Origin of the sequence: Micromonospora sp. NPDC049171, from assembly GCF_040648275.1 — a bacterium.
GTDB lineage: Bacteria > Actinomycetota > Actinomycetes > Mycobacteriales > Micromonosporaceae > Micromonospora.
Genome location: NZ_JBEZDJ010000022.1, coordinates 136,525 through 157,577, shown reverse-complemented (window position 1 = coordinate 157,577; position 21,053 = coordinate 136,525). Strand labels below are relative to the sequence as shown.

General features: G+C 70.9%; 25 protein-coding genes. 14 read left to right on the top strand and 11 right to left on the bottom strand.

Annotated elements, in window-relative coordinates:
- The coding region (locus tag AB0B14_RS26160) for a hypothetical protein (RefSeq protein WP_357524707.1) at positions 1–417 on the top strand (417 nt) is incomplete at its 5' end.
- 37 nt (positions 418–454) lie between these two features.
- Here AB0B14_RS26160 and AB0B14_RS26155 read toward each other — a convergent pair.
- On the bottom strand, positions 455–1,183 hold the full coding sequence (locus AB0B14_RS26155; protein WP_357074369.1) for a hypothetical protein: 729 nt from the start codon (positions 1,181–1,183) through the stop codon (positions 455–457).
- Positions 1,184–1,360: 177 nt separating this feature from the next.
- Here AB0B14_RS26155 and AB0B14_RS26150 point away from each other — a divergent pair, with 177 nt between their 5' ends.
- Positions 1,361–1,609 (top strand): hypothetical protein, encoded by a 249-nt coding sequence (locus tag AB0B14_RS26150; RefSeq protein ID WP_357074366.1) that lies wholly within the window; start codon positions 1,361–1,363, stop codon positions 1,607–1,609.
- Here AB0B14_RS26150 and AB0B14_RS26145 read toward each other — a convergent pair.
- Positions 1,606–1,965 (bottom strand): helix-turn-helix domain-containing protein, encoded by a 360-nt coding sequence (locus AB0B14_RS26145; protein ID WP_357074363.1) that lies wholly within the window; start codon positions 1,963–1,965, stop codon positions 1,606–1,608. The two genes, AB0B14_RS26150 and AB0B14_RS26145, sit on opposite strands and share 4 nt — an antisense overlap.
- Before the next feature lie 117 nt (positions 1,966–2,082).
- Here AB0B14_RS26145 and AB0B14_RS26140 point away from each other — a divergent pair, with 117 nt between their 5' ends.
- Entirely contained in the window at positions 2,083–2,958 is an 876-nt protein-coding gene (locus AB0B14_RS26140; RefSeq protein ID WP_357074360.1) for an NAD(P)-binding domain-containing protein, read from the top strand.
- A 39-nt stretch (positions 2,959–2,997) separates the two neighbouring features.
- On the opposite strand, the gene AB0B14_RS26135 is transcribed toward AB0B14_RS26140, so the two are convergent.
- Positions 2,998–3,882, bottom strand: coding sequence for a S41 family peptidase (locus AB0B14_RS26135; protein WP_357524705.1), 885 nt, complete (start codon positions 3,880–3,882; stop codon positions 2,998–3,000).
- A 92-nt stretch (positions 3,883–3,974) separates the two neighbouring features.
- Here AB0B14_RS26135 and AB0B14_RS26130 point away from each other — a divergent pair, with 92 nt between their 5' ends.
- Together AB0B14_RS26130 and AB0B14_RS26125 are read left to right on the top strand one after the other, a co-directional pair.
- Entirely contained in the window at positions 3,975–4,445 is a 471-nt protein-coding gene (locus tag AB0B14_RS26130; RefSeq protein ID WP_357074355.1) for a DUF3592 domain-containing protein, read from the top strand.
- 93 nt (positions 4,446–4,538) lie between these two features.
- Complete coding sequence (locus AB0B14_RS26125; RefSeq protein ID WP_357074352.1) at positions 4,539–5,048, top strand: hypothetical protein; 510 nt, start codon at positions 4,539–4,541, stop codon at positions 5,046–5,048.
- Between the two features lie 56 nt (positions 5,049–5,104).
- On the opposite strand, the gene AB0B14_RS26120 is transcribed toward AB0B14_RS26125, so the two are convergent.
- Positions 5,105–6,313 carry an MFS transporter gene (locus tag AB0B14_RS26120; protein ID WP_357074349.1) on the bottom strand — a complete coding sequence of 403 codons (1,209 nt, stop codon included), beginning with the start codon at positions 6,311–6,313 and terminating at the stop codon, positions 5,105–5,107.
- Positions 6,314–6,560: 247 nt separating this feature from the next.
- On the bottom strand, positions 6,561–6,941 hold the full coding sequence (locus AB0B14_RS26115; RefSeq protein WP_357074346.1) for a hypothetical protein: 381 nt from the start codon (positions 6,939–6,941) through the stop codon (positions 6,561–6,563).
- A 129-nt stretch (positions 6,942–7,070) separates the two neighbouring features.
- Between AB0B14_RS26115 and AB0B14_RS26110 the strand changes: the two genes are divergently transcribed.
- Entirely contained in the window at positions 7,071–8,054 is a 984-nt protein-coding gene (locus AB0B14_RS26110) for an RNA polymerase subunit sigma-70 (protein ID WP_357524703.1), read from the top strand.
- A 65-nt stretch (positions 8,055–8,119) separates the two neighbouring features.
- Here AB0B14_RS26110 and bla read toward each other — a convergent pair whose 3' ends face one another.
- From bla to AB0B14_RS26095, 3 genes are all read right to left on the bottom strand, one after another.
- On the bottom strand, positions 8,120–9,034 hold the full coding sequence (gene bla, locus AB0B14_RS26105) for a class A beta-lactamase (RefSeq protein WP_357524717.1): 915 nt from the start codon (positions 9,032–9,034) through the stop codon (positions 8,120–8,122).
- A 159-nt stretch (positions 9,035–9,193) separates the two neighbouring features.
- Positions 9,194–9,895 (bottom strand): DUF4396 domain-containing protein, encoded by a 702-nt coding sequence (locus AB0B14_RS26100; protein WP_357524701.1) that lies wholly within the window; start codon positions 9,893–9,895, stop codon positions 9,194–9,196.
- A 163-nt stretch (positions 9,896–10,058) separates the two neighbouring features.
- A complete protein-coding gene (locus AB0B14_RS26095; protein WP_357524699.1) occupies positions 10,059–10,706 on the bottom strand; it encodes an NAD(P)H-binding protein in 648 nt (215 codons plus the stop codon).
- 89 nt (positions 10,707–10,795) lie between these two features.
- On the opposite strand from AB0B14_RS26095, the gene AB0B14_RS26090 reads away from it, so the two are divergent.
- Positions 10,796–11,215, top strand: a complete 420-nt coding sequence (locus AB0B14_RS26090; protein WP_357074334.1) for a helix-turn-helix domain-containing protein — start codon at positions 10,796–10,798, stop codon at positions 11,213–11,215.
- Positions 11,216–11,236: 21 nt separating this feature from the next.
- The gene (locus tag AB0B14_RS26085) at positions 11,237–11,680 is read left to right on the top strand and encodes a DUF5990 family protein (RefSeq protein ID WP_357074331.1); all 444 of its coding nucleotides are present in this window, start codon (positions 11,237–11,239) and stop codon (positions 11,678–11,680) included.
- Between the two features lie 15 nt (positions 11,681–11,695).
- On the opposite strand, the gene AB0B14_RS26080 is transcribed toward AB0B14_RS26085, so the two are convergent.
- Positions 11,696–12,787 (bottom strand): winged helix DNA-binding domain-containing protein, encoded by a 1,092-nt coding sequence (locus tag AB0B14_RS26080; protein ID WP_357524697.1) that lies wholly within the window; start codon positions 12,785–12,787, stop codon positions 11,696–11,698.
- Positions 12,788–13,308: 521 nt separating this feature from the next.
- Here AB0B14_RS26080 and AB0B14_RS26075 point away from each other — a divergent pair.
- Positions 13,309–14,271, top strand: a complete 963-nt coding sequence (locus AB0B14_RS26075; protein ID WP_357524695.1) for a hypothetical protein — start codon at positions 13,309–13,311, stop codon at positions 14,269–14,271.
- A 128-nt stretch (positions 14,272–14,399) separates the two neighbouring features.
- Positions 14,400–15,179 carry a hypothetical protein gene (locus AB0B14_RS26070; RefSeq protein WP_357074322.1) on the top strand — a complete coding sequence of 260 codons (780 nt, stop codon included), beginning with the start codon at positions 14,400–14,402 and terminating at the stop codon, positions 15,177–15,179.
- A 207-nt stretch (positions 15,180–15,386) separates the two neighbouring features.
- Here AB0B14_RS26070 and AB0B14_RS26065 read toward each other — a convergent pair whose 3' ends face one another.
- Positions 15,387–17,024, bottom strand: coding sequence for a hypothetical protein (locus tag AB0B14_RS26065; protein ID WP_357524693.1), 1,638 nt, complete (start codon positions 17,022–17,024; stop codon positions 15,387–15,389).
- 61 nt (positions 17,025–17,085) lie between these two features.
- Between AB0B14_RS26065 and AB0B14_RS26060 the strand changes: the two genes are divergently transcribed.
- From AB0B14_RS26060 to AB0B14_RS26050, 3 genes are all read left to right on the top strand, one after another.
- Positions 17,086–17,652, top strand: a complete 567-nt coding sequence (locus tag AB0B14_RS26060) for an RICIN domain-containing protein (RefSeq protein WP_357074317.1) — start codon at positions 17,086–17,088, stop codon at positions 17,650–17,652.
- 191 nt (positions 17,653–17,843) lie between these two features.
- Positions 17,844–18,512, top strand: a complete 669-nt coding sequence (locus tag AB0B14_RS26055; protein WP_357074314.1) for an HNH endonuclease family protein — start codon at positions 17,844–17,846, stop codon at positions 18,510–18,512.
- A gap of 396 nt (positions 18,513–18,908) precedes the next feature.
- Positions 18,909–19,403: a hypothetical protein gene (locus tag AB0B14_RS26050; RefSeq protein ID WP_357524691.1), complete on the top strand. Its 495-nt coding sequence runs from the start codon at positions 18,909–18,911 to the stop codon at positions 19,401–19,403.
- Positions 19,404–19,513: 110 nt separating this feature from the next.
- Here the strand turns inward: AB0B14_RS26050 and AB0B14_RS26045 are convergent, their stop codons facing one another.
- The gene (locus AB0B14_RS26045) at positions 19,514–20,221 is read right to left on the bottom strand and encodes a carbonic anhydrase (RefSeq protein WP_357524689.1); all 708 of its coding nucleotides are present in this window, start codon (positions 20,219–20,221) and stop codon (positions 19,514–19,516) included.
- Between the two features lie 160 nt (positions 20,222–20,381).
- On the opposite strand from AB0B14_RS26045, the gene AB0B14_RS26040 reads away from it, so the two are divergent.
- Complete coding sequence (locus tag AB0B14_RS26040) at positions 20,382–21,050, top strand: HEAT repeat domain-containing protein (protein ID WP_357524687.1); 669 nt, start codon at positions 20,382–20,384, stop codon at positions 21,048–21,050.
- Positions 21,051–21,053: the final 3 nt, after the last annotated feature.

Genomic DNA, 21,053 nt, shown 5'->3' with positions numbered 1-21,053 from the left:
TCCGGATACGACACCGGTATCCGGACGAAACCGCGCCTTGCCGGATCGCCGCCCGGACTCCGCCTCGGCTCGACCGCCCTTGTGAAACAGGCCCTTTTTGCGCTCTTCAACGGCGCGGCTGGTGAGGCCGACAGGGTCGACCTCAGCGACCAGCGGCAGGCCGAGTTTCGCCACGCGTGGGCGGCCTGGGCGCAGGCCAACGAGAAGGCCATCGTCGACCCCGGTGCTCCCCTGAACGCGAAGAAGCTGGTCACGGCACGGGGCGTCGAGGACTTCACCGACGCCCTGACCGCGTACACCATCGTGGAAGCGGCCTCGCACGACGAGGCGGTGCAGATCTTCTCCGGGCACCCGCACCTGGGGTTGCTCGCCGGAAACTCGATCGCGGTCCTGGAGTGTCCGTCGCCGCCCAGCTGAGGCTCGGTGTGGGCGCGACGCTGCCGGTGACCCCCGGTCAGGCGTGGGCGCTCGGGGCCGGGCTCTCGGTGAGCTGCCACCGGTCGCCGTGACCTGTGGCGATCACGATCGCCTCGATCACCCGCCGGGCCGCGGTGGGATCGTCGACGAAGCTGACGGCGGCGTCGAGGCCGACCGGCGGCCCACCGGCGAGGCTCGCGGCCACGGCGACCAACTGCCGGTCCCGGTCCGGCACGTCGGCGGCCGCCGCGAAGTCGACCACCGCCGCCCAGTCGGTGACCTGCCCCATCCGCACGGTGTCACCCATGTCCCACGGCAGATCCAGGATCCGCACGAGGTCACCGAAGCCCGGCTGGTCCGGGACCGTGGTGAAGGTCAGCAGATGTACGGCGGCCCGCCGGCCGAGCGAGGCGCCGGTGGCGATGTCGGTGCGCAGGATGCCGCGGATCTCCTCGCCGGTGAACCCGGAGGCGACCTCCGGCCGGGGAGTCCTCCGGTGTAGCGGCGGCGCCGTGTCCGGGTCGGCCAGCAACTGCGCCACCCGCCCACACTCCACGCACGGCGGCAACGCGGCGATGTCCACGCGACTGTCACTGCGATGCATCTCGTAGGCGATGTCGATCGCCCACTGGTCACTGCCCCAGACCGGACGCTGCGGAGTCGAACACAGCGTGAGACCCGTCTGGCCGCCGTCCCCGCCGGCCTCGTCGTCGAGATCCACGGACAGGTGCTGGATCGTGCCGTCCGTACACGGTCGAGGTGTCATCGGCTGCTCCTCGTCACTGGCTGCTGCACCGGTCACCCCGTGACAACGAAGCGTATCCATGCCCCGCAACCGACCTGCCCGGCACTGGGTGATCGTGAGGCTGACGGGATTCGACCTCATTGTCAGCGATGCGGGGAGGGGGAGCGGACGTTGTGTGCCGGACCTAGGCTGACCGGCATGGCAGGGGGCGACGGCGACCGCGACGTTGCCCGGGCTGTGCGGATCCGCCACTGGGTGCGGGTGGTGACCGGCCTGGTCGTCGTGGTGGTGGCCGCTGTCGTGTTCACCGCGCTCTTCTGGGGGCTGCGCGACTGGCTCGTCGATCAGGGCCGGTGGGGCCTGCCGATTCTGCTCGCGGTGCGGATCGCCTGCTTCGCCGCCATCGGCTGGGGCTGTTGGCGGGTCTACCAGGGCTTTCGTGGCTAGGGTTTGATCGGGATCTTGTCGGCGCCGATTCGTCGGATGCGGTCGGTGCCCCACGCGCCAAGCGGGGCCAGCGCGGCGTTGAGGGAGACCCCGTCGTCGGTCAGTGAGTATTCGACCTTCGGCGGCACCTCGCGGTAGACCTCGCGGTGCACGAGCCCGTCCTCCTCCATCTCGCGCAGATGCTGGATCAGCATCTTCTCGCTGACGCCCGGAAGGCCCCGCCGCAGCTCGGCGAACCGACGAACCCCGTGGTGGTGCAGCTCCCAGAGGATCAGCGACTTCCACTTGCCGCTGACGACGTCCATCGCCGCGTCGATGCCGCAGAAATACGGACCGCTTCGCGCTGCCGCCGCCATCAGCCCTCCAGGGTGGACTTACCAGAAGGTAAGTACCGCACTACATTGTCGGTACTGGTCAACCCTATCGGCAGCGGAAAGGATTTCCTCGACCGACATCACGAGGGGATCAGAAGCATGGACACACGGCACGACCTTCCGGTGAGCGTCCTCGGGCTGGGGGCGATGGGCAGCGCCCTGGCGGCTGCCCTGGTGCGGGCCGGCCACCCGCCAACGGTCTGGAACCGCTCGGCCGACAGGGCGAGCGCGCTCGTCGCCCAGGGCGCGATCCCGGCCAGCACGGCCGCCGAGGCGGTCCGCGCCGGCCAACTGGTCGTCGTCTGCCTGCTGGACCACGCGTCCGTCCACGAGGTGCTCGACCCGCTGGCCGGCGACCTGGCCGGCCGGACCCTGGTCAACGTGACGACGACGACGCCGGAGCAGGCGCGCGAGCTGGCCGCGTGGGCCGCCGATGTCGGCGTGACGTACCTCGACGGTGGCATCATGGCCGTCCCCGCCATGATCGGCCAGCCCGGCTCGTCGATCCTCTACAGCGGGTCCGCCGCCGCGTTCGACACGTACCGGCCGCTGCTCGACACATGGGGGACCAGCACCTACTTCGGCGCGGACCCCGGCCTGGCGTCGCTGTACGACCTGGCCCTGCTCGCCGGCATGTACGTCATGTTCGCCGGATTCCTCCACGGCGTCGCCATGGTCGCGCCGTCCGGCGTGAGCGCCACGGAGTTCGCCGCGCTGGCCGCACCCTGGCTGTCCGCCATGACCGGTGCCTTCCCGAGGTTCGCGACGGTCGTCGACGGCGGCGACTACACCGTGCCGGGGCAGCAGAGCCTGGAGTTCTCCGATCTCGGCGACATTCTCGCCGCCAGCCGGGACCAGGGCATCAGCACGGACGTGGTCGCCATGGTGCAACGCCTCATCCGCCACCAGGTCGACGCCGGCCACGGCCAGGAGGGCTTCGCCCGGATCGTGCGCACCATCCAGCAGCCCGGGTGAGGCGCGGCGGCGTCACCGGATGCCGCCGCGCCAATCTGTCTATGGGGCCGAGATGGCCTTCAGCGCCGTGTCCAGTGCCTGCTCTGCCGGGACGGGCACGTCGGGGAGCACGCCGACACCCTCCCAGTTGGTGCCGGTGACGCTGTTGATGGTCCGCGCGGTCGGCACGGTCACGAGGATGTGTTCGGTGACCGGATGGCGGGCCGTCGGATGCGCGCCGCCACGTGTCGTCTCACCGACGACGACAGCCCGACCGTGCGCCTGCAGGGTGTACGCCACGTCCTCGCCGCCGGAGAACGTCATCGCGCTGGTGAGTACGTAGACCGGGCGGTCCGTGTAGCGCGGCGCGGGAAGGTGCGCGGTCGTCCAGAACTGGCGGGTGGCGCCGGTGGACCGTTCGTAGAAGTCGTTGAGGTGCACCTGATCGTCGGGGAAGAAGTAGCTGCACCACATCGCGGCGCCCTCGGGTGCTCCGCCGGAGCAGGCGCGTAGGTCCAGGATGAGCACGGCGCTGAGGGCGACCAGTTGCATGGCCGCGCCGATCGCGGCGGCGCCCTCGTCGGCGTACGCGATGCGCCGCACGTCGATGAGCCCGACGTTGCCGGCCAGGTGCTCGACCCGACGGATGCCCTGGTTCTCGGCCCGGAGCAGCGTGAGGAACGCGGCCCGCCCGCCGTCGGCGTCCGCCGGATCGAGCGACTGCGGCTGGTCTGCCCACAGCAGCCGCAGATGCCTGTCCGGGCACACCTGCTGGAGGTGCGCGGTCACCGTCGCGCAGAGCGCCGGCCCGTCCAGGTCGTCGTACTCGCCTGCCGCGAGACGACGCCGGATCGCGGCGTCGATGTCCGCGACCTTCTCGGGAAAGACGTACCCTGCCTCGATCCGGTCCAGGGCCTGTCCGATTATCTGATCGTTGAAGAGCACGGCGGGCCACGGTAGACCACCCGCGGCCGGCTGGCCATCTCATATCGCGCCGGCCCACCAGTCGCTTGTGGCCCGTGGCTATTCTCTCGGCCATGTCTGACTTTCGCGGGGACACCTCAGGCGTCTCGTCGCTGCGGGCCGCACTGACGGTCGTCCTGGTCGGAATCCTGGCGACCGGTATCGGCGTCACCTTCATCTGGGACGACCGCGGCTCACCGAGGGAGGTGACCACGACGGGCACGCTTACCGGTTCCCATCCGTCGGCCCGCAGCGAGAAGCGCAAGGGAACGTGGTACGAGTTCCAGTACGCCATCGCCGACGGACGGCAGGTCGCCACCAGCTTCCGGGTCACCCCCAGCGGCTCCCTCGACCGCGACGGTGACAGGGTCAAGGTGATCTATTCGCCGGATGCCCCGCTGGAAGGCCGGTTGTGGGTGACCCGAGGCGGCCTGGAGTTTCTGCCGGCGGCCGGCGGGCTGGCGCTCACCCTGGGCGCGCTTCGAGTCGTCATCCGCGAGCTGCTCAAGCGGCGCCGCCGACGGCAGGCGCCCGCCCGCGCGTAGTGGGGTGGCGCGCCACGCGCAGAAGTGCGGTGATAGCCGGAATCGTCCCGTGCGAATTGATCATGTCTTACCCGTCGATTAGTGTCCGCGTCCGTGAATCACTCTCGAATTGCTTCCGTGCTGTTGATCCTTGCCACTGCCACCGCGCTGACCGCCTGCGGTGACGCGGAACCGGCGACGAACGCCGGATCGACGCCGTCTGCCAGCACGTCCGCCGCCGCGACCTCAGCGGCGGCCTCCCCGACCGCCGCACCGGCGTCGCCAGCCGCGGCCGGCGCCACGAGCGACAAGGAACTCTGCACGTCGGTGAAGAAGGCCAGCGACGAGATGAGGGCCGAGCTGTTGAAGATCGTCACGGCTGGTGAGCCGACGGCGGCGGACTTCAAGAAGATCCTGACCGAGTTGGGCACGAAGGCTACCGCCCTGGCCTCGGCCGGCGGAGACAGCAAGGTGGCCACGGCCCTCAAGCCGTTCGGCGCCGAGGCGGCCAAGGCCGCGGCGGCCGCCGACCCGGGGTCCGCTGCCGACAACCCGGCCTTCCTGAAGGCCGGCAAGGACGTCAGCGCCGCGTGCAAGGCGGCCGGAGTCAGTGTGACCCTCTGATCACGATGGTCTCAGCGCTGTTGCGTTAAGGCCTGTTTCATAAGGGCGGCCAGTTCTTATGAAACAGGCCTTAGGTGCGGGTCGTGGTGGTCGGCGGTGGCGACATTCGGGCGGTTCGTGTTTCTGGCGACGGCCACCATGACGATGGTGCTGAGCAGCGCGGCAACGGGGGCGAGGGCCAGGCCGTGACGGACGCTGTTCGCCACCACCAGACCGGTGACCGCCGAGCCGGCGGCACTGCCGATGGTGAACGCGGTGGCGACCCAGGCGAACGCCTCGGCCACGGTGCCCGGCGCCGCGAGCTGATCCACCAGGAGGAAGATGGCGGTCAGCGTCGGCGGTAGGGCCAGACCGCTGACCGCCAGCAACACCGCCATCAGGGTGGGGCGCGGTGTCAGCAGCAGCGGCACATAGCCGAGGGTCAACCCGGCGGTGAGCAGCGGCAGCCGCCACGCTCCGGCGGGCCGGGCCCGGGTGTAGAGCAGGCCGCCGATCAGGGCACCGGTTGCCTGCACGGCGAGCAGCCAGCCGGCCAGGTGCCGGTCGCCGGCCTCCTCCGCGTAGGCGGTGATCGCCACCGTGATGCCGCCGACCGCCATCCCCGCGCCGACCACCCCGGCCAGCAGCGCCGCGAACCGGGGCACCCGCAGCGGACCGGCCCAGTGCCGCGCCGCCGGAACCCCGCGCCAGGCCCGCACGGCGGGAGCGCGGAGGAACGCGGCGGTCCCGGCGAGTTGGAGCAGCGCGGCCACGACCAACCCGGCGACCGGCCCGCCGAGCGCCACCGCGAGGAGCGTGGTGAGCGGGCCCACCACGAAAATCACCTCCTGTACGGCGACATCCAGCGCGTACGCGGCCGGCACCGCCGCCGGGGGCAGCAGATCCGGCCACAGCGAGCGAAGGCAGGCCTCCAGCGGGGGAGCGCCGAGCCCGGCGACCACGGCACCGACGGCGGCACCTGTCGCGCCGAAGGCACCGGTGGCCACGAAGCCGAACCCGACGCCGGACATGACCGCCGAGATGCCCAGCACCGGTGGCTGACGCCAACGGTCCACCGCTCGGGCGAGCAGGGGCGTTCCCACCGCCACCCCGGCGGTGTACGCGGCGACGAGCAACCCGGCCGCGGCCAGGCTGAACGACTCCCGCGCGAACAGCAGGAGGGCGAGCGGCCCGGAGGCCGACGGCAGCCGACCCACCTGGGCGGCGAGCAGAACCCAGAGCACCTGCGGGGCACGCAGGACCACCCGGATACCGGATGAAGACATGAGACATCGCTCCCGGCGCGAGGGAAGGAATCGAACGGACCCACGGGCAACTGCCAGCGCGGATCAGGGAGCGAAGTCGGACCGTTCGTGGTCGTTGCCGTACAACGGCAGCGGAGGCGTGATCCACCGGGCGTACGAAGCCGCGACCGCCTCCACCGGAACCACGAACTGACCGTATCGCACGGCACCGGTCCACGGGGGGCGGGACGGGAGGTGCGCTCTGCTCGTCAGGGCTGGGCGACAGCCGTCATCCCCGTGCCCGCCGCCCGGCGAGCACGTCGCGGATGGCGAGCACGACGAGCGAGAGCGGGATGAACACCCAGAGCTGAAGGACTGTGTACCGGCGCAACTCCCCGTCGATGGACGCGCCGGCCAGTTCGGCGTCCAGGGCGCCGGGGCGCATCAGCGCGATCGCGGACGCGGACAGCGGGGCGTAGTTGAGGCCCGCGCCGGTCAGCCACAGCCCCAGTGCTCGGGTGCCGAGGCCGTCCGTTGACGCCAGCAGCCAGACACCCCACGTCACCATGACGACCACGCCGACGAGGAACTCGGCCAGGATGATCCAGCGTCGACGGGTGGTGCCCCGGCTGCCGTACATGTCGATGGCCGCCAGCCGACGAACGTTCACCGCACCGATGGTGCCACCGCGGCGCAACGGCCGGAGCGGGCCGGCAGAGCACCGTGACCGACGCCGGTGATGAGTTTTCGCGCCCGCGCCCGTCATACCTGGGACGTGACGAGACGGAAGGATGACGTGATGAGTGCGGACACGCGGCTGGACGGGTTGGGCGAGGTCGACGAGCGGACGTTCGCGGGGTTGGCGGATCGGCACCGGCGGGAGCTGCACGTGCACTGCTACCGGATGCTCGGGTCGTTCGAGGACGCCGAGGACGCGGTGCAGGAGACGTTGCTGCGGGCGTGGCGGCGGCGGGAGACCTTCGAGGGGCGGTCGTCGTTGCGGGCCTGGTTGTACCGGATCGCCACGAACGTCTCCCTGGACCTGCTCGCCAAGCACCGCCCGGAGCCCGCGACCGGGGGTGAGGTGCGGTGGTTGCAGCCGTACCCGGATTGGTTGCTCGACGAGGTGCCGGCGGGTGGCGCGGACGAGCCGGAGGCGCTCGCCGTCGCGCGGGAGACGATCGAGTTGGCGTACGTCGTCGCGGTGCAGCACCTCGCGCCGCGCCCGCGGGCCGCGCTGATCCTGCGCGACGTGCTCGGGTGGCCGGCGAAGGACGTCGCGGATCTTCTCGGGGACTCCGTCAACTCGGTGAACAGCGCGTTGCAGCGGGCCCGTGCCGGGATGCGGGAGCACCTGCCGGCCGAGCGGCAGGACTGGACCGGTGGGGAGGGCGACGCCGGTACGCGAGAGTTGGTGCGCCGCTTCACCGACGCCGCCGTGGCCACGGACATCGACGTGCTCGCCAAGATGCTGCGCGACGACGTCCGCTGCTCGATGCCGCCGACCCCGGGCCTGTCCGTCGGGCGCGACGCGGTGGTGAGGAGTTGGGTCGAGGACGGGTTCGAGGGCATGCGGGGCCTGCGCGGCGTCGCGACCTCGGTGAACCGGCAGCCGGCCGTCGCGTTCTACCTGTGGCGCGCGGACGAGGGCGCGTACCTGCCGTTGACCCTCGACGTCCTGCGCGTCACCGGCGGTGCGATCACCGAGATCGTCACGTTCCACGATGACCAGTTCCCGCGGCTCGGGCTGCCCGAGCGTCTGCCGGCCGACGGCACCGAATAGGCACGCGGCCTCCGCGCCCGGACGGCGATCCCCGCGCCGGCACGACGCGGCCACCAGGCAGCCGCTCAGAGGTGGGCGACGACCACCCTGGTGGCCTGCGCGAGAAGAGCGTCGTCGGGAGTGGCGTCCTTCGTGGCGCGGTTGGTCAACACGGCGAGCACGATCGGGGCCCGGTCGGGCGGCCAGAGCACGGCGATGTCGTTGCGGGTGCCGTACCCTCCGGTCCCGGTCTTGTCCCCGACCACCCATCCGGCGGGCACGCCCGCGCGGATCAGCGTCGCCCCGGTGGTGTTGTCGCGCAGCCAGCCGCGCAGGACGTCGCGGTCCGCGGGCGGCAGGGCGTCGCCCAGGGTGTACGCGCGCAGGTCGCCCGCCAGGGCCCGCGCGGTGCTGGTGTCCCGCCGATCGCCGGGCGTCGCCTCGTTGAGCGCGGTCTCGTAGCGGGTGGCGTCGGTGACCGTGTCACCTCGGGCACGCAGCTTCGTCTCGAACCCCTGCGGGCCGCCGAGGTGACGCAGCAGCAGGTTGCCGGCGGTGTTGTCGCTGTGGCGCACGGCGGCGTCGCCGAGGGCACGCAGGCTCAGGCCCTCGGCGACGTGCTTCTCGGTGATCGGGGAGTGGGCCACCAACTCCCCAGCCGAGTAGCGCACCACCCGGTTGAGCTCGGCGTCCGTGGTGTCGTCGAGCACCTCGGCGGCGGCCAAGGCCTTCCACGTCGAGGCGTACGCGAATCGTTCGTCAGGGCGGTGTGCCACCGTGCGGCCGGTGCCCGTGTCGACGGCGTAGACCCCCAGGCGCGCGCCGAACGTCTGCTCCAGCCGCTGGAACTCCTGCGCGGCGGCTGGCGTCGGGGACAGCGTCACCTCGGTGCTCGGTGTGGTGCGCGCCTCGGGGGCGTCGTCGGTGCCGCACGCCGCCAACGACACCAGGGCCGACAGTGCGGCGACCGCGGTGGCCAGGCGTCGCGCAGCGGAATCCATCATCGTTCCCCTCGTCTCCGGCGGGTCACCCGCGACGACCCTACGGTGGTTCCCGGAAGTCGGGGCGTCCCGGTAGCGCGGACACCCCGACTTCCTGAAAGCGGAGTCGATCATGGGCGCGGGCGCGCGGACAGGGATGCGCGGCGGGCGACGATTCGTTCAGTCGTAGGGGAGTCGGCGCGGTTCGAGTCTCCACCCCCGGCCGAACTGCCAGGAGGCGGTGGGCCACGCCGCGACGAAGCCGGCGATCAGGCCCAACTGGCCGGCGAACCAGAAGAGCGGGCTGTCGGGTCGCAGGGGTGGCTCGGGAAAGACCACGCGATGCGCGAGCGTCAGCCACACGAACAGCGTCACCTCGAAGACGGTGATGGTCAGCAGTTCGACCCTGGCGACCGTGGAGAGCGCGTGCCAGATCTTCCGGACGCTGCGACCGGGCGCGCCGACGTACCGGAAGAGGACGGCTATCGCCACCGCCGCCAGGTAGTCCCCGGCGTAGTCGACCCACAGGGTCTCCTGAGCCGGGTCGGACCTGACGACGTACAGGGCGACCTCGGCGACGACGAAACCGAGAGCGCAGTGGGCGCCGCAGCGGGACACGTGGGTGACGACGATGCCCCGGCGCGGCCGTCGCGGCTGGCCCTCCCGCCGCCGCTGGGCGAACGCCTCCGGCCTGCCCCAGTTCCAGTAGAGGCGGACGGCTGCCGGGCCGACGTAGAGGACCGTCACCAGCCAGACGATCTCCATGACCCGGACCGGCTGACGGTGTCCGCGAAGATAGGTGTCGGCGACGACGATCGCGCAGCTGAGGAACCCGAACGCGAGCGAGACCCAGGAGAGCGTCAGGAGCCAGGTTGGCTGCATCCCCGCCCCTTCCGCACGCGGGACGCCGACGCGCCTCCCGTCGCCGCATTAGCAGGGGGCACACCGACCGAGGGCACGTCGCAGTGTTCCACGCCGTGCCCCCCGGCCGGCGGGAGATCGGGCGTTCCCGCCGGCCGGGGGACGGCTGCTGCTGACCTCGTCCTCAGTTGCCGAGGTTGACCTGAGCCCGGTGGTGCTCGCCCTTCTCGATGAGGTCGACGAACCCGAGCGCGTAGTCCGCGGCGGAGATCGCGCCGCCGTCCTCGGGCGCGACCGCGACATCGTCGCCGAGCCGGTAACGGCCGAGTCGCTCGCTGGGCATCCATGCGCCGAACCTGAGCGCCGGGCTCACGAAGACCCAGTCGAGCGTCGCGGGCGTGGCCGGAAGGTCCTCGATGATGAGCGCCGCCCCGGCGCGGATCTCGTCGTGGAGTTCCGCCGGAACGTGGCTGAGGTCGGCGACGAAGCGGTCCGCCCCGGGCGCCGGGCGCAGCGACGAGTAACCGCCGACGACGAACAGGGGTACGCCGGCGGCGTCGGCCAGACGGGCGACGGCCCGGTAGACGTCGCGGAAGACGCCGGCCAGCGGGCCGCGCGGGGCGAGTGCGGCCACGACGACGTCCGCGCCTGCGACGGCCGCCGAGAGGGTTGCCTCGTCGGTGGCGTCGCCGTGGCGGTAGGTCACGTTCGGGACGGGCGTCGTGGGGGCCGAGCGGCTCAGCGAGGTGACCTGGTGACCACGAGCGGCGGCCTCCGCGACGATGGCCGAACCGGCGTAGCCGGTGCCGCCGATGACGGTGATGCGAGACACGAGGTGCCCTTCCAGGAGATGGGGTGGCGTCGGGCGACGCGTTGCGATTACCGTACGAGTGCAACTCTCCAACGGGAAGAAGGCACTTTGTGGTAACCACCCCCGGGGCTGAGTCGGTGCTGCGGGGCAACCCCTACCGCGCGGACTGCCCGACTCGCCGCATCCTGGATCGCATCGGCGACCGTTGGACGGTGCTCATCGTGGGCGCCCTCTGGGACGGCAGTGTCCGTTTCTCCGAGGTGCGCCGACGCGTCGAGGGCGTCTCGCAGAAGATGCTCACCCAGACCCTCCGCGGGCTCGAACGCGACGGTCTCGTGCGCCGCACCGTCTACCCGGAGGTTCCGGTCCGCGTGGAGTACACGCTCACCGAGGCGGGCCGCACCCTGCGGGGGCCGCTGCGCGCCCTGGAGGAGTGGTCGATCACCCACCTCGGCGACGTGTCGGTGGCGCAGGAGGCCTACGACCGCGCGAATCCGCCCGCTTCGGGCTCAACGGATCGCGACCACTGACACAGGCCTAGAGTCGCGGGCATGCGGATCCGGATCGACGGCAGCGACCTCCCCGGGCGGCGCGCCGGCGCGCAGGCCGACGCACTGCGGCTCGGCAACGTGCACGTGGGGATTCAGCGCAAGGCCGACGTGGTCGACCAGGTGCCGGCCGACGCGGCGACGGCGACCTGGGGCTTCGAGGTGTCCAGCCGGGAGGTCGACGGGATGCTCGACGTCGGCGGTCCGTGGGTGCACGGGCGTCCCGGCGCGCGCTTTCTCTATCTGAGCTGGGGTGCGGTGGGCGTCGACGGCTTCGCGATGTTCCGCCGGGCGAAGCTGATGTTCACCGACATCCCGACCACCCTGCTGCGCGCCGCGCACGAGGGCAGCGGGGTCCTGGTCGGCCGGGTCGGCCTGACCGACGCGACCGGCGGCCCGGTGTGCGCTCGGGTCCACCCTCCCGCCATCGCCTGGACGGTGGAGTAGCCGCCCGGCCGCTGGCTAGCTGCCGAAGTCGACGCCGCCGAGGGGCACGCGGCGGTGCGCGGCGAGGCGTTCGGCCTGCGCGGTGACGGCCGTACGCGTGGCGGCGGAGAACCGGTGCCAGGGCTGGACGGCGACCGTGAACGTCCGGCCGGATTTGCGGGGACGCCAGGTGCCGACCAGGTCGCCGTCGACCAGGACGGCACCGGGACGACCCAGCGTCGGCCACAACTCCTTCGCCCGAGCGGCGTCCGGCACCAGCGTCGCCCGGTCCTTGGCCTGCAGGAACAGGTCGAACGGGCCGAGCAGCCGGGTCCCCGCGCCAGCGGCCGAGACCAGGGCCTGCTCGTCGGCGGCCAGCAGCGAGCGCACCTCGCCGTCGACCGGCACCTCGATCACGTCGTCGGGCCAGCGCGCCTGCACGTCCCGCACGGAGGCGTCGAGATAGTCGGCGACGTGTTTCGGGGTGGCCGGGCCGAGCAGACGAAGGTAGGCGCGGATGAGGTCGAATCGGTCGCCCGGTGCGGCTGCCTTCGCGAACCCGGTGATGCGCCGCAGGACCGGCGGTGAGGTGTCGAGCTGCAACTCCAGTCCGGCCCGCGCGGCGGCGAGCCGGAACGGCATCTCGTAGAGGTGCGTCGCGTCGCAGGCCCGGCAGAACCGCAGGTACGGCTCGGGCAGCAGCGTGGCCAGTCGCCCGGAGACCTCTCCCTTGACCGTTGGTGTGGTGACGACTGCCCGCATCCGGGCGGCCACCTCGTCGAGGGCCGCGAGGTTGCCGATGCCGGCGGCCTTCAACGGCTTGGACGCGTCGTAGATGCGCTTGCCCGCGTCGGCGTCGGAGAAGGGTTCGACCGCCGCCACCACCTTCGCCACATCGGCCCGGCGGTAGAGGTGGGGTGCGCCGCGCACGGTCCACAGCAGGATCACTTCCCCGTCGGACAGCGTCGTCACGTCGACCCCGCGCACCGCCAGCGCCCACCGGGCGCCGTCCGGGCCGGTGTTCTGCACGCCGAGGTCCAGGACGGCGGTGTCGGCGAGCGTCCCGTGGTCCCGGTCGAGCTGTTGGGCCTGGACGCGGAAGTTCATCACCTGACGCCGATCAACCATGGCTGCACCCTGAGAGCGTGTTTGGGATGTGTGCTGGCCGGGTGGGTCGCACAGTGGGTGCGATCGATGGGCTGGGCGCGGCAAGTAGACGGGCATGGATCGAGCCCGGCGGTACCCGTCTGACCTGATCGATGCGCATGATCCGCTGGGCCGCCATCGCCGGCATGCTCGGCCTCCTCACCCGAGGCGGACCCGCTGCCCGCCAAGAACGCCGTACCTTCAACCCACCCGACTGGCAGGCATGCGAAACGCTCTCGAGCAGCGAGCTGTCAGTATTCTGCCATCCGGGCGAATCGCCGCCCGAGGATAGGATGCCTGAGCAAAACGAGTGGCCATAGTGGATCGATGGGGGCGCACTGGTGCTGTGGCAATCGGCGGCGGTGTGCGACCCGCGCCAACCGCTCCGGCTGTCCGAGCGGGTCGGCGCGCTGGCGGGTCGGCGTCATCCCCCGCGCGCGGCACCGTCGGCTTGCCGGGCGCCGGCGAGAGCCTGGCCAACGCGGGCCATGTTCGCCGGGCTGGTGAGTCTGCTGCTTGCCGGTTGCACCACCGAACCGGAGCCGACCCGACTGGACGGCACCGATCAGATCGTCGAGCCGACGGTCAGCAGCGCGGCGCCGCCCGGTCCTGAGTTCGACCTGGCCCGTCGGAGGCTTGCCGGCGCCCAGCTCACCCGGGACGGGAAGTATCAGGCACGGCTGGCCGGCGACTGGGTGGTTGTCTCCACCGCCGACGGTGCCGAGTTCGACCGGTTCAGCACCGGCGCCGCAGACGCCTGGATCAGCATGGACTTCTCTCCCGACGGGCGATACCTCGCGGTCGGACTACCGGACTCGGTGGTCCTCTACGACTTCACCACGAAGGACCCCACGGCGCTGCCCCTGCCCGAGGAGGTGGAGCGGCCGGGCGGCGAACCCCGGCCGCGCGCCGGCAACTTACGCTTTTCGGCCGACAGTGGTCATCTGGTGGTCGAACTGTTCGATGAACGGGACAACAGTCGCTACTGGCTCCACGATCTGCACAGTCGCCGTGAGATCGTCTCGCCGCCTCCGCCGAGCATCGAGGTCCCGAGTGATCCGGGTGTCATCTTGGACGTAGCAGGGCTGGCCGTGGTCAACGGCGGAAAGCGGGTGGTGATCGCCGGTCAAGAAGGCTTCCTGGTTTGGGTGCCGGACGGGCAGACATTCCAGTGGCGGCCCTGCGCCTGCGGTAGCACCCTGACCAGCACGGTGGACCGGCAGGCTCGGCACGTGGCATTCCTGACCCTGAACGACGAAATGGCGCTCTGGGATCCGGGCCCTCCCCAGGAGGTGGGACACTGGAAGGTGCCGGCCGTGGCCTCCGGAGCCAAACCGGCCGTGAACCCCACCGAGCTGGAGTTCACCGAAGACGGCGGCTGGCTGCTGGCCGGCCCGGAGCACGGCCACGTGTGGTCGGTTCCGGACGGCAAGCTGGCGGGTTCGTGGCAGGGGTCCGGGTCGTGAGCGGCGGCAAACCGAAACGGCGGCGCGGCACCAGCGGTCCGGACCGGAAGAAGGCGGTCCGGGGCGGGCGTCCGGCAGCGGACCAGGACAAACCGGGCGGCGATCAGCCTGTACCGCGGCTGCGTCGAGTGCTGGGATCGTTACATCGGGCCTGGTGGTTCGTGCTGGCCACCGCGGTAGCCGCCCTCGCGAGCATCTATGTGCCCAGGTGGGTTGATCAGGTGGACCCGCAGGTCGTCGCGGTACACGTCGTGGCGAATCCGGCCACTGTGGACACTTGGGGCACCGCTGAGTTCGCCATGGTGCTGCCGAAGGACGCCCAGCCCTCCGATGATCCACCGGTGGGCTGCGCGACGCTGATCGACTGGGCGCGCGCCCTCGGTGCGGTCGATCACCAGGTGAGCCGGGTGCGCGTCGTCGTGCAGGGCGCCGGCGACCAGGGGGTGCTGATCGACAACCTGCGTGCCCGCGTGATCCGGCGCAGCCAAACTCCGGAACCGGCCGGTGTGCAGCTGCGCTGCGGCGGTCAGCAGGGAGCCGCCGAACCACGGGACGTCGAGATGGACCTGGACGCTCCCCAGCCGACCGCCCGCTACCGCACCCTGATTGAGGGGCGCAGGCCACTGTTCGGGTTCACCCTCGCCAAGGGCGAGACCGAGGTGTTCGACCTGACCGCGTTCACCACCGGCACGGTGGAGTGGACTCTCGAACTCGACCTGGTGGTCGCTGGGAAACGAAAGCGGGTCGAGGTGACCAACCGGGGTCGGAGCTTTGTCACGACCGCGGCACCCGGACCCCGGACCTACCAGGTGCCCGCAGGCGGCGACCACTGGATCGAGTGTGTGCACACGCCCCGCCCGGCCTGCCCGGAGGGCGGTCCGCCGGCACACTTCCGATACGACGCCTGACGGCTCCTCAGCCTTCAGGAGGACGGTTCCCCTCCGCTTTTGACGACCACCCAGTTGGTCAACGCTTTGCCTTCAGCCAAAGCGGTTTGGGCGTCAGGAGAGAGCGCCTCGAATGCTGTCCGCAGACTTTCGTGCGTCCGTACCTGCAGCAGCGCGTTGCAAAGGCTGTCGACCTGAGCCTGACAGCGGCAGTGACACCTGCTCACGTCACAGGTTCCACGTCCAGATCGTGCCGTCCCAGTGCCCGGAGACGGCCACGGTCCTGCCCTCGACCGTGCCGATCGAGATTGCCTCGGCGCCGCGCTCCGGGCCGGTGAGGCCGCCGCCGAAGGGGGCGCCGGTAGCCAGGTCCCAGATCCTGATGGTGTTGTCGTCGTTCCCGGAGATGGCGACGGTCCGGCCGCTGATCGTGCCGATGGCGACCGTCTTGACCGCGTTGCGAATCCGGCCGAGGGTTGTGCCCGACGGCTTGGACAGGGTCAGGTCCCACAGCCGTACCTCACCGTCCTCGCTGCCTGAGACGGCCATGGTCTTACCGTTCGCCAGGCCGATCACCAGGGTCCCGACGACGTCGGCGTGCATGCCGAGCAGCCGGATCGCTCGCTGCGCCTGGAGATCCCAGAGCCGGATGGTGCCGTCGGCACCGCCCGACAGCGCAGTCGGCACACCGTTGAGGGCACCTACGGCGATGCTCTTCACCTCCGACTCGAGCGGCTCGCCGACGACCGTTCCCGGCAGCCGGGGTGTGCCCGGATCCCACAGTCGCACCGTGCGGTCGTCGGCGCCGGACACAGCCACGGTCCTGCCATCGATGCTGCCGAGCGCGACACTGTTGACACCGGCGGGGAGCGGGTCGCCCATGCGGACGCCCCGAGGAGTGTCGAGGGTGAGGTCCCAGGCCCGCAGCGTGCCGTCGGCGCTGGCCGAGACAGCGAGCGGGCCTTGCAGCCCGACGGAGTAGACGGGTTTGTCGTGACCCGGGAGGGGGCCACTGAGCGCCGTGCCCGCGGCCAGGTCCCACACCTGCACTGTGCCGTCACCCCGCCCGACAACCGCGATGGGCTTGCCGAGCAGCACGCCGACTGCAGTCGCCCAGACGGGGTTGTCGACGGCGGTCGGCGCGCTGAGCAGCCTCCCGGCCGGGTTGTAGCCGTCGGCGGTGCCGGCGCCCGCGGGCTTCGACCCGCGGAGCCAGCGGGGCGTCGCGATGCCTCCGGCGGCCACGAGCAGTACGGCCGGCGTGGCCGTGATGATCCGCCGTCGGGTGAAGACGCGCTTCCGCTGTTCTGCCGGGTCGTGCCTCGGATGCTCGGGATCCGCCTGGTTCGCGGTGGAGGGTTCAGGTTCCGCGGCGACTGTTGTCGCGGAACCTGACGTGGAACGGCGCTTGCTCCGGTCGAGCTGATCACGGAGTTCGCGATATGCCTCATCCCAATGGGCGCGGCCGGCGAGATCGGGTGGAAGGGCGATCTTCTTATCGGCCGCGACCCGCAGACAGGTGTCGACGAACACTTCGAAATTCACGAGCTCGGGACGGACCGGACGGGCCTGGCTCGTCATCCCGGCGATCGTGGCTCGCTTGAGCCGGATCACGTCTTCGTTCCGCCGCCGCGGAGTGTGCTCGCTCTCGCTCTCGAGTTGCCGCACGGAAAGACCTACGGCCTGCCGCAGTGCCTGCAGTTTGCGGGCGAATTCGGCGCGCGGGTCCGTGGTCTCGTCCAAGCGTCCCTCGATCCACTGGGTGTCCGGCGTCACCGGACACCTGCTGACACCGGAAATGTAGCAGGGCTGACCAGCGAATTGTCGCCTGTCGAAGGCAATCCGTCCGGACCGGTTGCCGGACACCTGACGCACGCAACACGCTTTGGTCTGTTCGTAGGTGCCATGAGAGGGAAAGGGCAAACTGTTGAGAAAATTGATCGCTGCCGTGCTGCTCGTAGCGGGGGTCGTCGGGATCTTGCCCGGCGTCGCGAACGCCGCATCGCCCGGCTATACCTACACCGTCGTCAATCAACACAGTCAAAACTGCGTCGATGTCGCCTACGGAAGCGTCAACGACGGCGCCCGGATTCAGCAGTGGACCTGCTACGGCGGGCCGCCGGAACGGTGGCGCTACGACTACATCGAGTCGACCTACTACACGTACAGCTACCTGAACAATGGCAACAGCGTCCGCGTCGACTGGTTCTACATCGTCAACGGCAACAGCCCCGCCGGCAGTCCTCGCTGCCTCGACCTGCCGTATAACAACGCGTACCCGGGCGCTCAGTTGCAACTGCACGGCTGCTGGAATGGCCCCATGCAGCAGTGGGGCGTCGTCCAGCTCGGCGGCAACCTGCAGCAGATCGTGCCCCGGATCGCCCCGTACCTGTGCCTCGATGACCAGGACTGGAATCCGTCGCCGGGCGCGAACATCCAGCTGTACGGGTGCAGCGGGCTACCCGTGCAGGCATGGACACACAACCGGGTGTGAGCCGTCGGTAGAGCGACGGTCGTTTCGCCCCACCGCCATGAACTCTCATGAGCCGACCGGCTCGTGCCCGCACGTTAGCCGCAGAGCGCTTCAAAGTTTCCCGGCTGCTTCCCTACCCCTCCACAACACGTCCTTCGATGGCAACGATCGTCAGCGACGGTTGCCGTCCACCCAGTGCCGAGGAGGCCCCTATGCGGGTAACCCGAGTCTCTGCCCGTTTTCCACGCGTCACGCGCCACGCCGGCGCAGTCATTCTCGCCGCCGTCGCCGCCTTGGTCGGCGTCAGCGCGCAGCCCGCGTCCGCCACACCTCCCGGGATCCCGTCGAAGGCGACGGCGCAGTCGCAGCTCAACGCCCTGACCGTGGCGACGCAGGGCTCAACGAGCGGCTACTCGCGGGACTTGTTCCCGCACTGGATCACGGTCAGCGGTAGCTGCAACACCCGCGAGCAGGTCCTCAAACGTGACGGCACCTCCGTCGTCGTCGACAGCGCCTGCGCCGCCACCTCGGGCCGCTGGTACAGCCCGTACGACGGCGCCACCTGGACCGCGGCCTCCGACGTCGACATCGATCATGTCGTGCCCCTCGCCGAGGCGTGGCGTTCGGGTGCCAACTCGTGGACGACTAGCCGCCGCCAGAGCTTCGCCAACGACCTCACCCGCCCCCAGTTGATCGCGGTGACGGACAACGTCAACCAGTCCAAGGGCGACCAGGATCCCTCCACCTGGCAGCCGCCTCTGTCGTCGTACCGGTGCACCTACAGCAAGATGTGGATCACCGTGAAGTACAACTGGGGCCTGACCCTGCAGTCGTCGGAGAAGTCCGCCCTGCAGAGCATGCTCAACACCTGTAGCTCCTGACCACGATCCTGGCTTGCGGTCCGCGGGCTTGCGCCAGCGGACCGCAAGCCGGGGGCTATGCGTGCTGTGGCGGCTGGCTGTCGCCGGACTGCTTGCGCCATTGGCCGCCCGCGTCGGCGGCGAGCAGGCGCTTGGCCATGGCGAGTGCCTCGCCTTCGGTGTCGAACTCGGCGCCACCCGGCGGCACTCCCGCGTACGGGGAGGCGGTTCCCTCCGCGGGGGGATTCGCGGGTCACGCCGGCCCGGGCAGGGTGATCTCGGAAATGCCGACACCACCGCCGACTACGGGGGAACGCCGTGACTCGACCAGCACCTGCGCAGATCAGGCCCGCCACCGCGGTTACGCCGCCGCCGCCCTGGGCGCGCCGGGCCGGGCAGGTGGCGTGGATCGCGCCCGTGCTGGGGTTCATCCCGCTGCACGTGCCGTGGATCCTCGGTGTCCCGCTGTTCGCCAACGCCGAGCCGTTCGAGGAGTGGTACCACGGTCGCGGGCCCGGCGTCGGGGACCACCCGGTCGAGGGTTTCCTGGGTATGCCGGCCGGCGCGTTCTATCTCGGCCTGCTGTGCGTCCTCGCCGGTCTCGGCGGCGTCCTGGCGTTGGGGCTCGTCAGCGAGTGGGGCGTGACCTTCCCCCGGTGGGTGCCGTGGCTGCGCGGGCGCCGGGTGCCACCGTGGGTGCCGCTGACGCCGACGGTGCTGGGCTCCGCGCTGATGATTGGTTACTCGGCGACCCTGCCGTGGCAGTTCGCCGCCGACCTGTCGAAGTCCAGCGAGCAGGACATCTTCACCCCGACCGGTGTCCTGATCGGCCTTCCGCTGCTGCTGGCGTGGGCGATCGCGTTGCCGCTGGCCGGCTGGTCCTACTACCGCCGCACCCGGCTGCCGCGCTGACGGGACCGCCAGCCGGCCCGGCCGCGGCCGGCGATGCTGGCTGGCCCGGCCGCGAGCGGCGACGCCGGCCGGTCGACCGGCCGGCGTCACCGTGCGTGCGGGTACGGCCGTCAGGCCACCAGCGAAGCCCGCCCGGTGTCCAGGTCGTAACGGGCGCCGACGACCCGCAACGCGCCCTGGTGCACCTTTTCGGCGATGATCGTGCTGCGTGCCGAGAGCGCGGCCACCTGGGCGGCGATGTTGGCGCGGACCCCGTTCTCCACCGGGTCACCGGGCTGGTCCAGCACCGGCTCGACGATCGGACGCAGGGCGTCCACGATGGTGCCGATGTGCCCGGGTGCGGCACCGCCACTGTGGATGGCGTCGATGGTGGCGGTGATCGCGCCGCAGCGTTCGTGGCCGAGGACGACGATCAGCAGGCTGCCGAACTCCTCCACGGCGAACTCGACGCTGCCCAGCAGCAGGTCGTCGACGATGTTGCCGGCCACCCGGTTGTCGAACAGGTCGCCGAGCCCCTGGTCGAAGAGCAGCTCCGGCGCCACCCGGGAGTCCGCGCAGCCGACGGTGACGGCGAACGGGTGCTGGCCGGCGGCGAGTCGGTGCAGGTCGGTGAGGCCCTGGTGCGGGTGCCGGCCGTGGCCGGTGGTGAACCGTCGGTTGCCGGCCTGGAGCCGACGCAGCGCCTCGGCCGGCGTACCGACCGGGTTGTCGGCCGGTGCGGCGGCGGCAGCGGACGGGTTCGCTGCCGCACCGAGTGCGACGGCGGCGGCGCCACCGGCGGCCAGCAGCGAACGACGGGACAGGTGTGCACGTGCCAAGACGATCTCCCGGGAGGCTAGGTTGTGCCCCCTTCCTATCAGTTGATGCCGACAGATGGATCTACCGTGGTCGACGAAAGTTGCCCGGGGCACCCGTCGTCGGACGCCTTGACCTTGACACGGTGCGAAGGTCTTCAGTGATATCGAGGAGGTGGTCTCGATGACCGGACCGGAGAAGGACACGAACACCAGGCGGGCGCTCCAGGCGCTGGAGCACGGCGACCCGTCGGTGCGGCTGCGCGCGGCGCTGGCGGTCGGCACAGCCCCGGACCCGCGGTTCGTCGACACCCTCGTCGAGCGATGCGCGATCGAGCCCGAGTTCTCCGTACGCGAGATGCTCACCTGGGCACTGATCCGCCACCCACCCGCACTGACCGTTCCGAAGCTCACCGACCAACTCCGCTCGGAGCGTGCGCAGGCCCGGAGCCAGGCGTTGCACACGTTGTCCAAGATTGGCGATCGGCGGGCCTGGCCGGCGATGACACGGGCGCTTCTGACCGACCCGGACGACGAGGTGGCGCGAAGCGCCTGGCGGGCGGCGGTCGTCCTCGTGCCCCCGGCCGACGAGCCGGAGTTGGCCGAGGTGTTGGCGACGCAGCTCGGGCGTGGCCCGCGGGATACGCGGTTGAGCCTCAGCCGGGCGCTGGTCGCGCTCGGTGCGGTGCTGACGCCGATCCTGCGCGTCGCGCTGACAGATCCTGACCCGCAGGTACGCGCGCACGCGATCGCGACGGAACGGCTGGCGCGGGACCCGGATGCCGGTGTCGGGTTCTCGATCGAGGAGGCGAAGCGTGTGGTGGCCCTCGGCGCGATCGGCGAGCGGGGATGATGC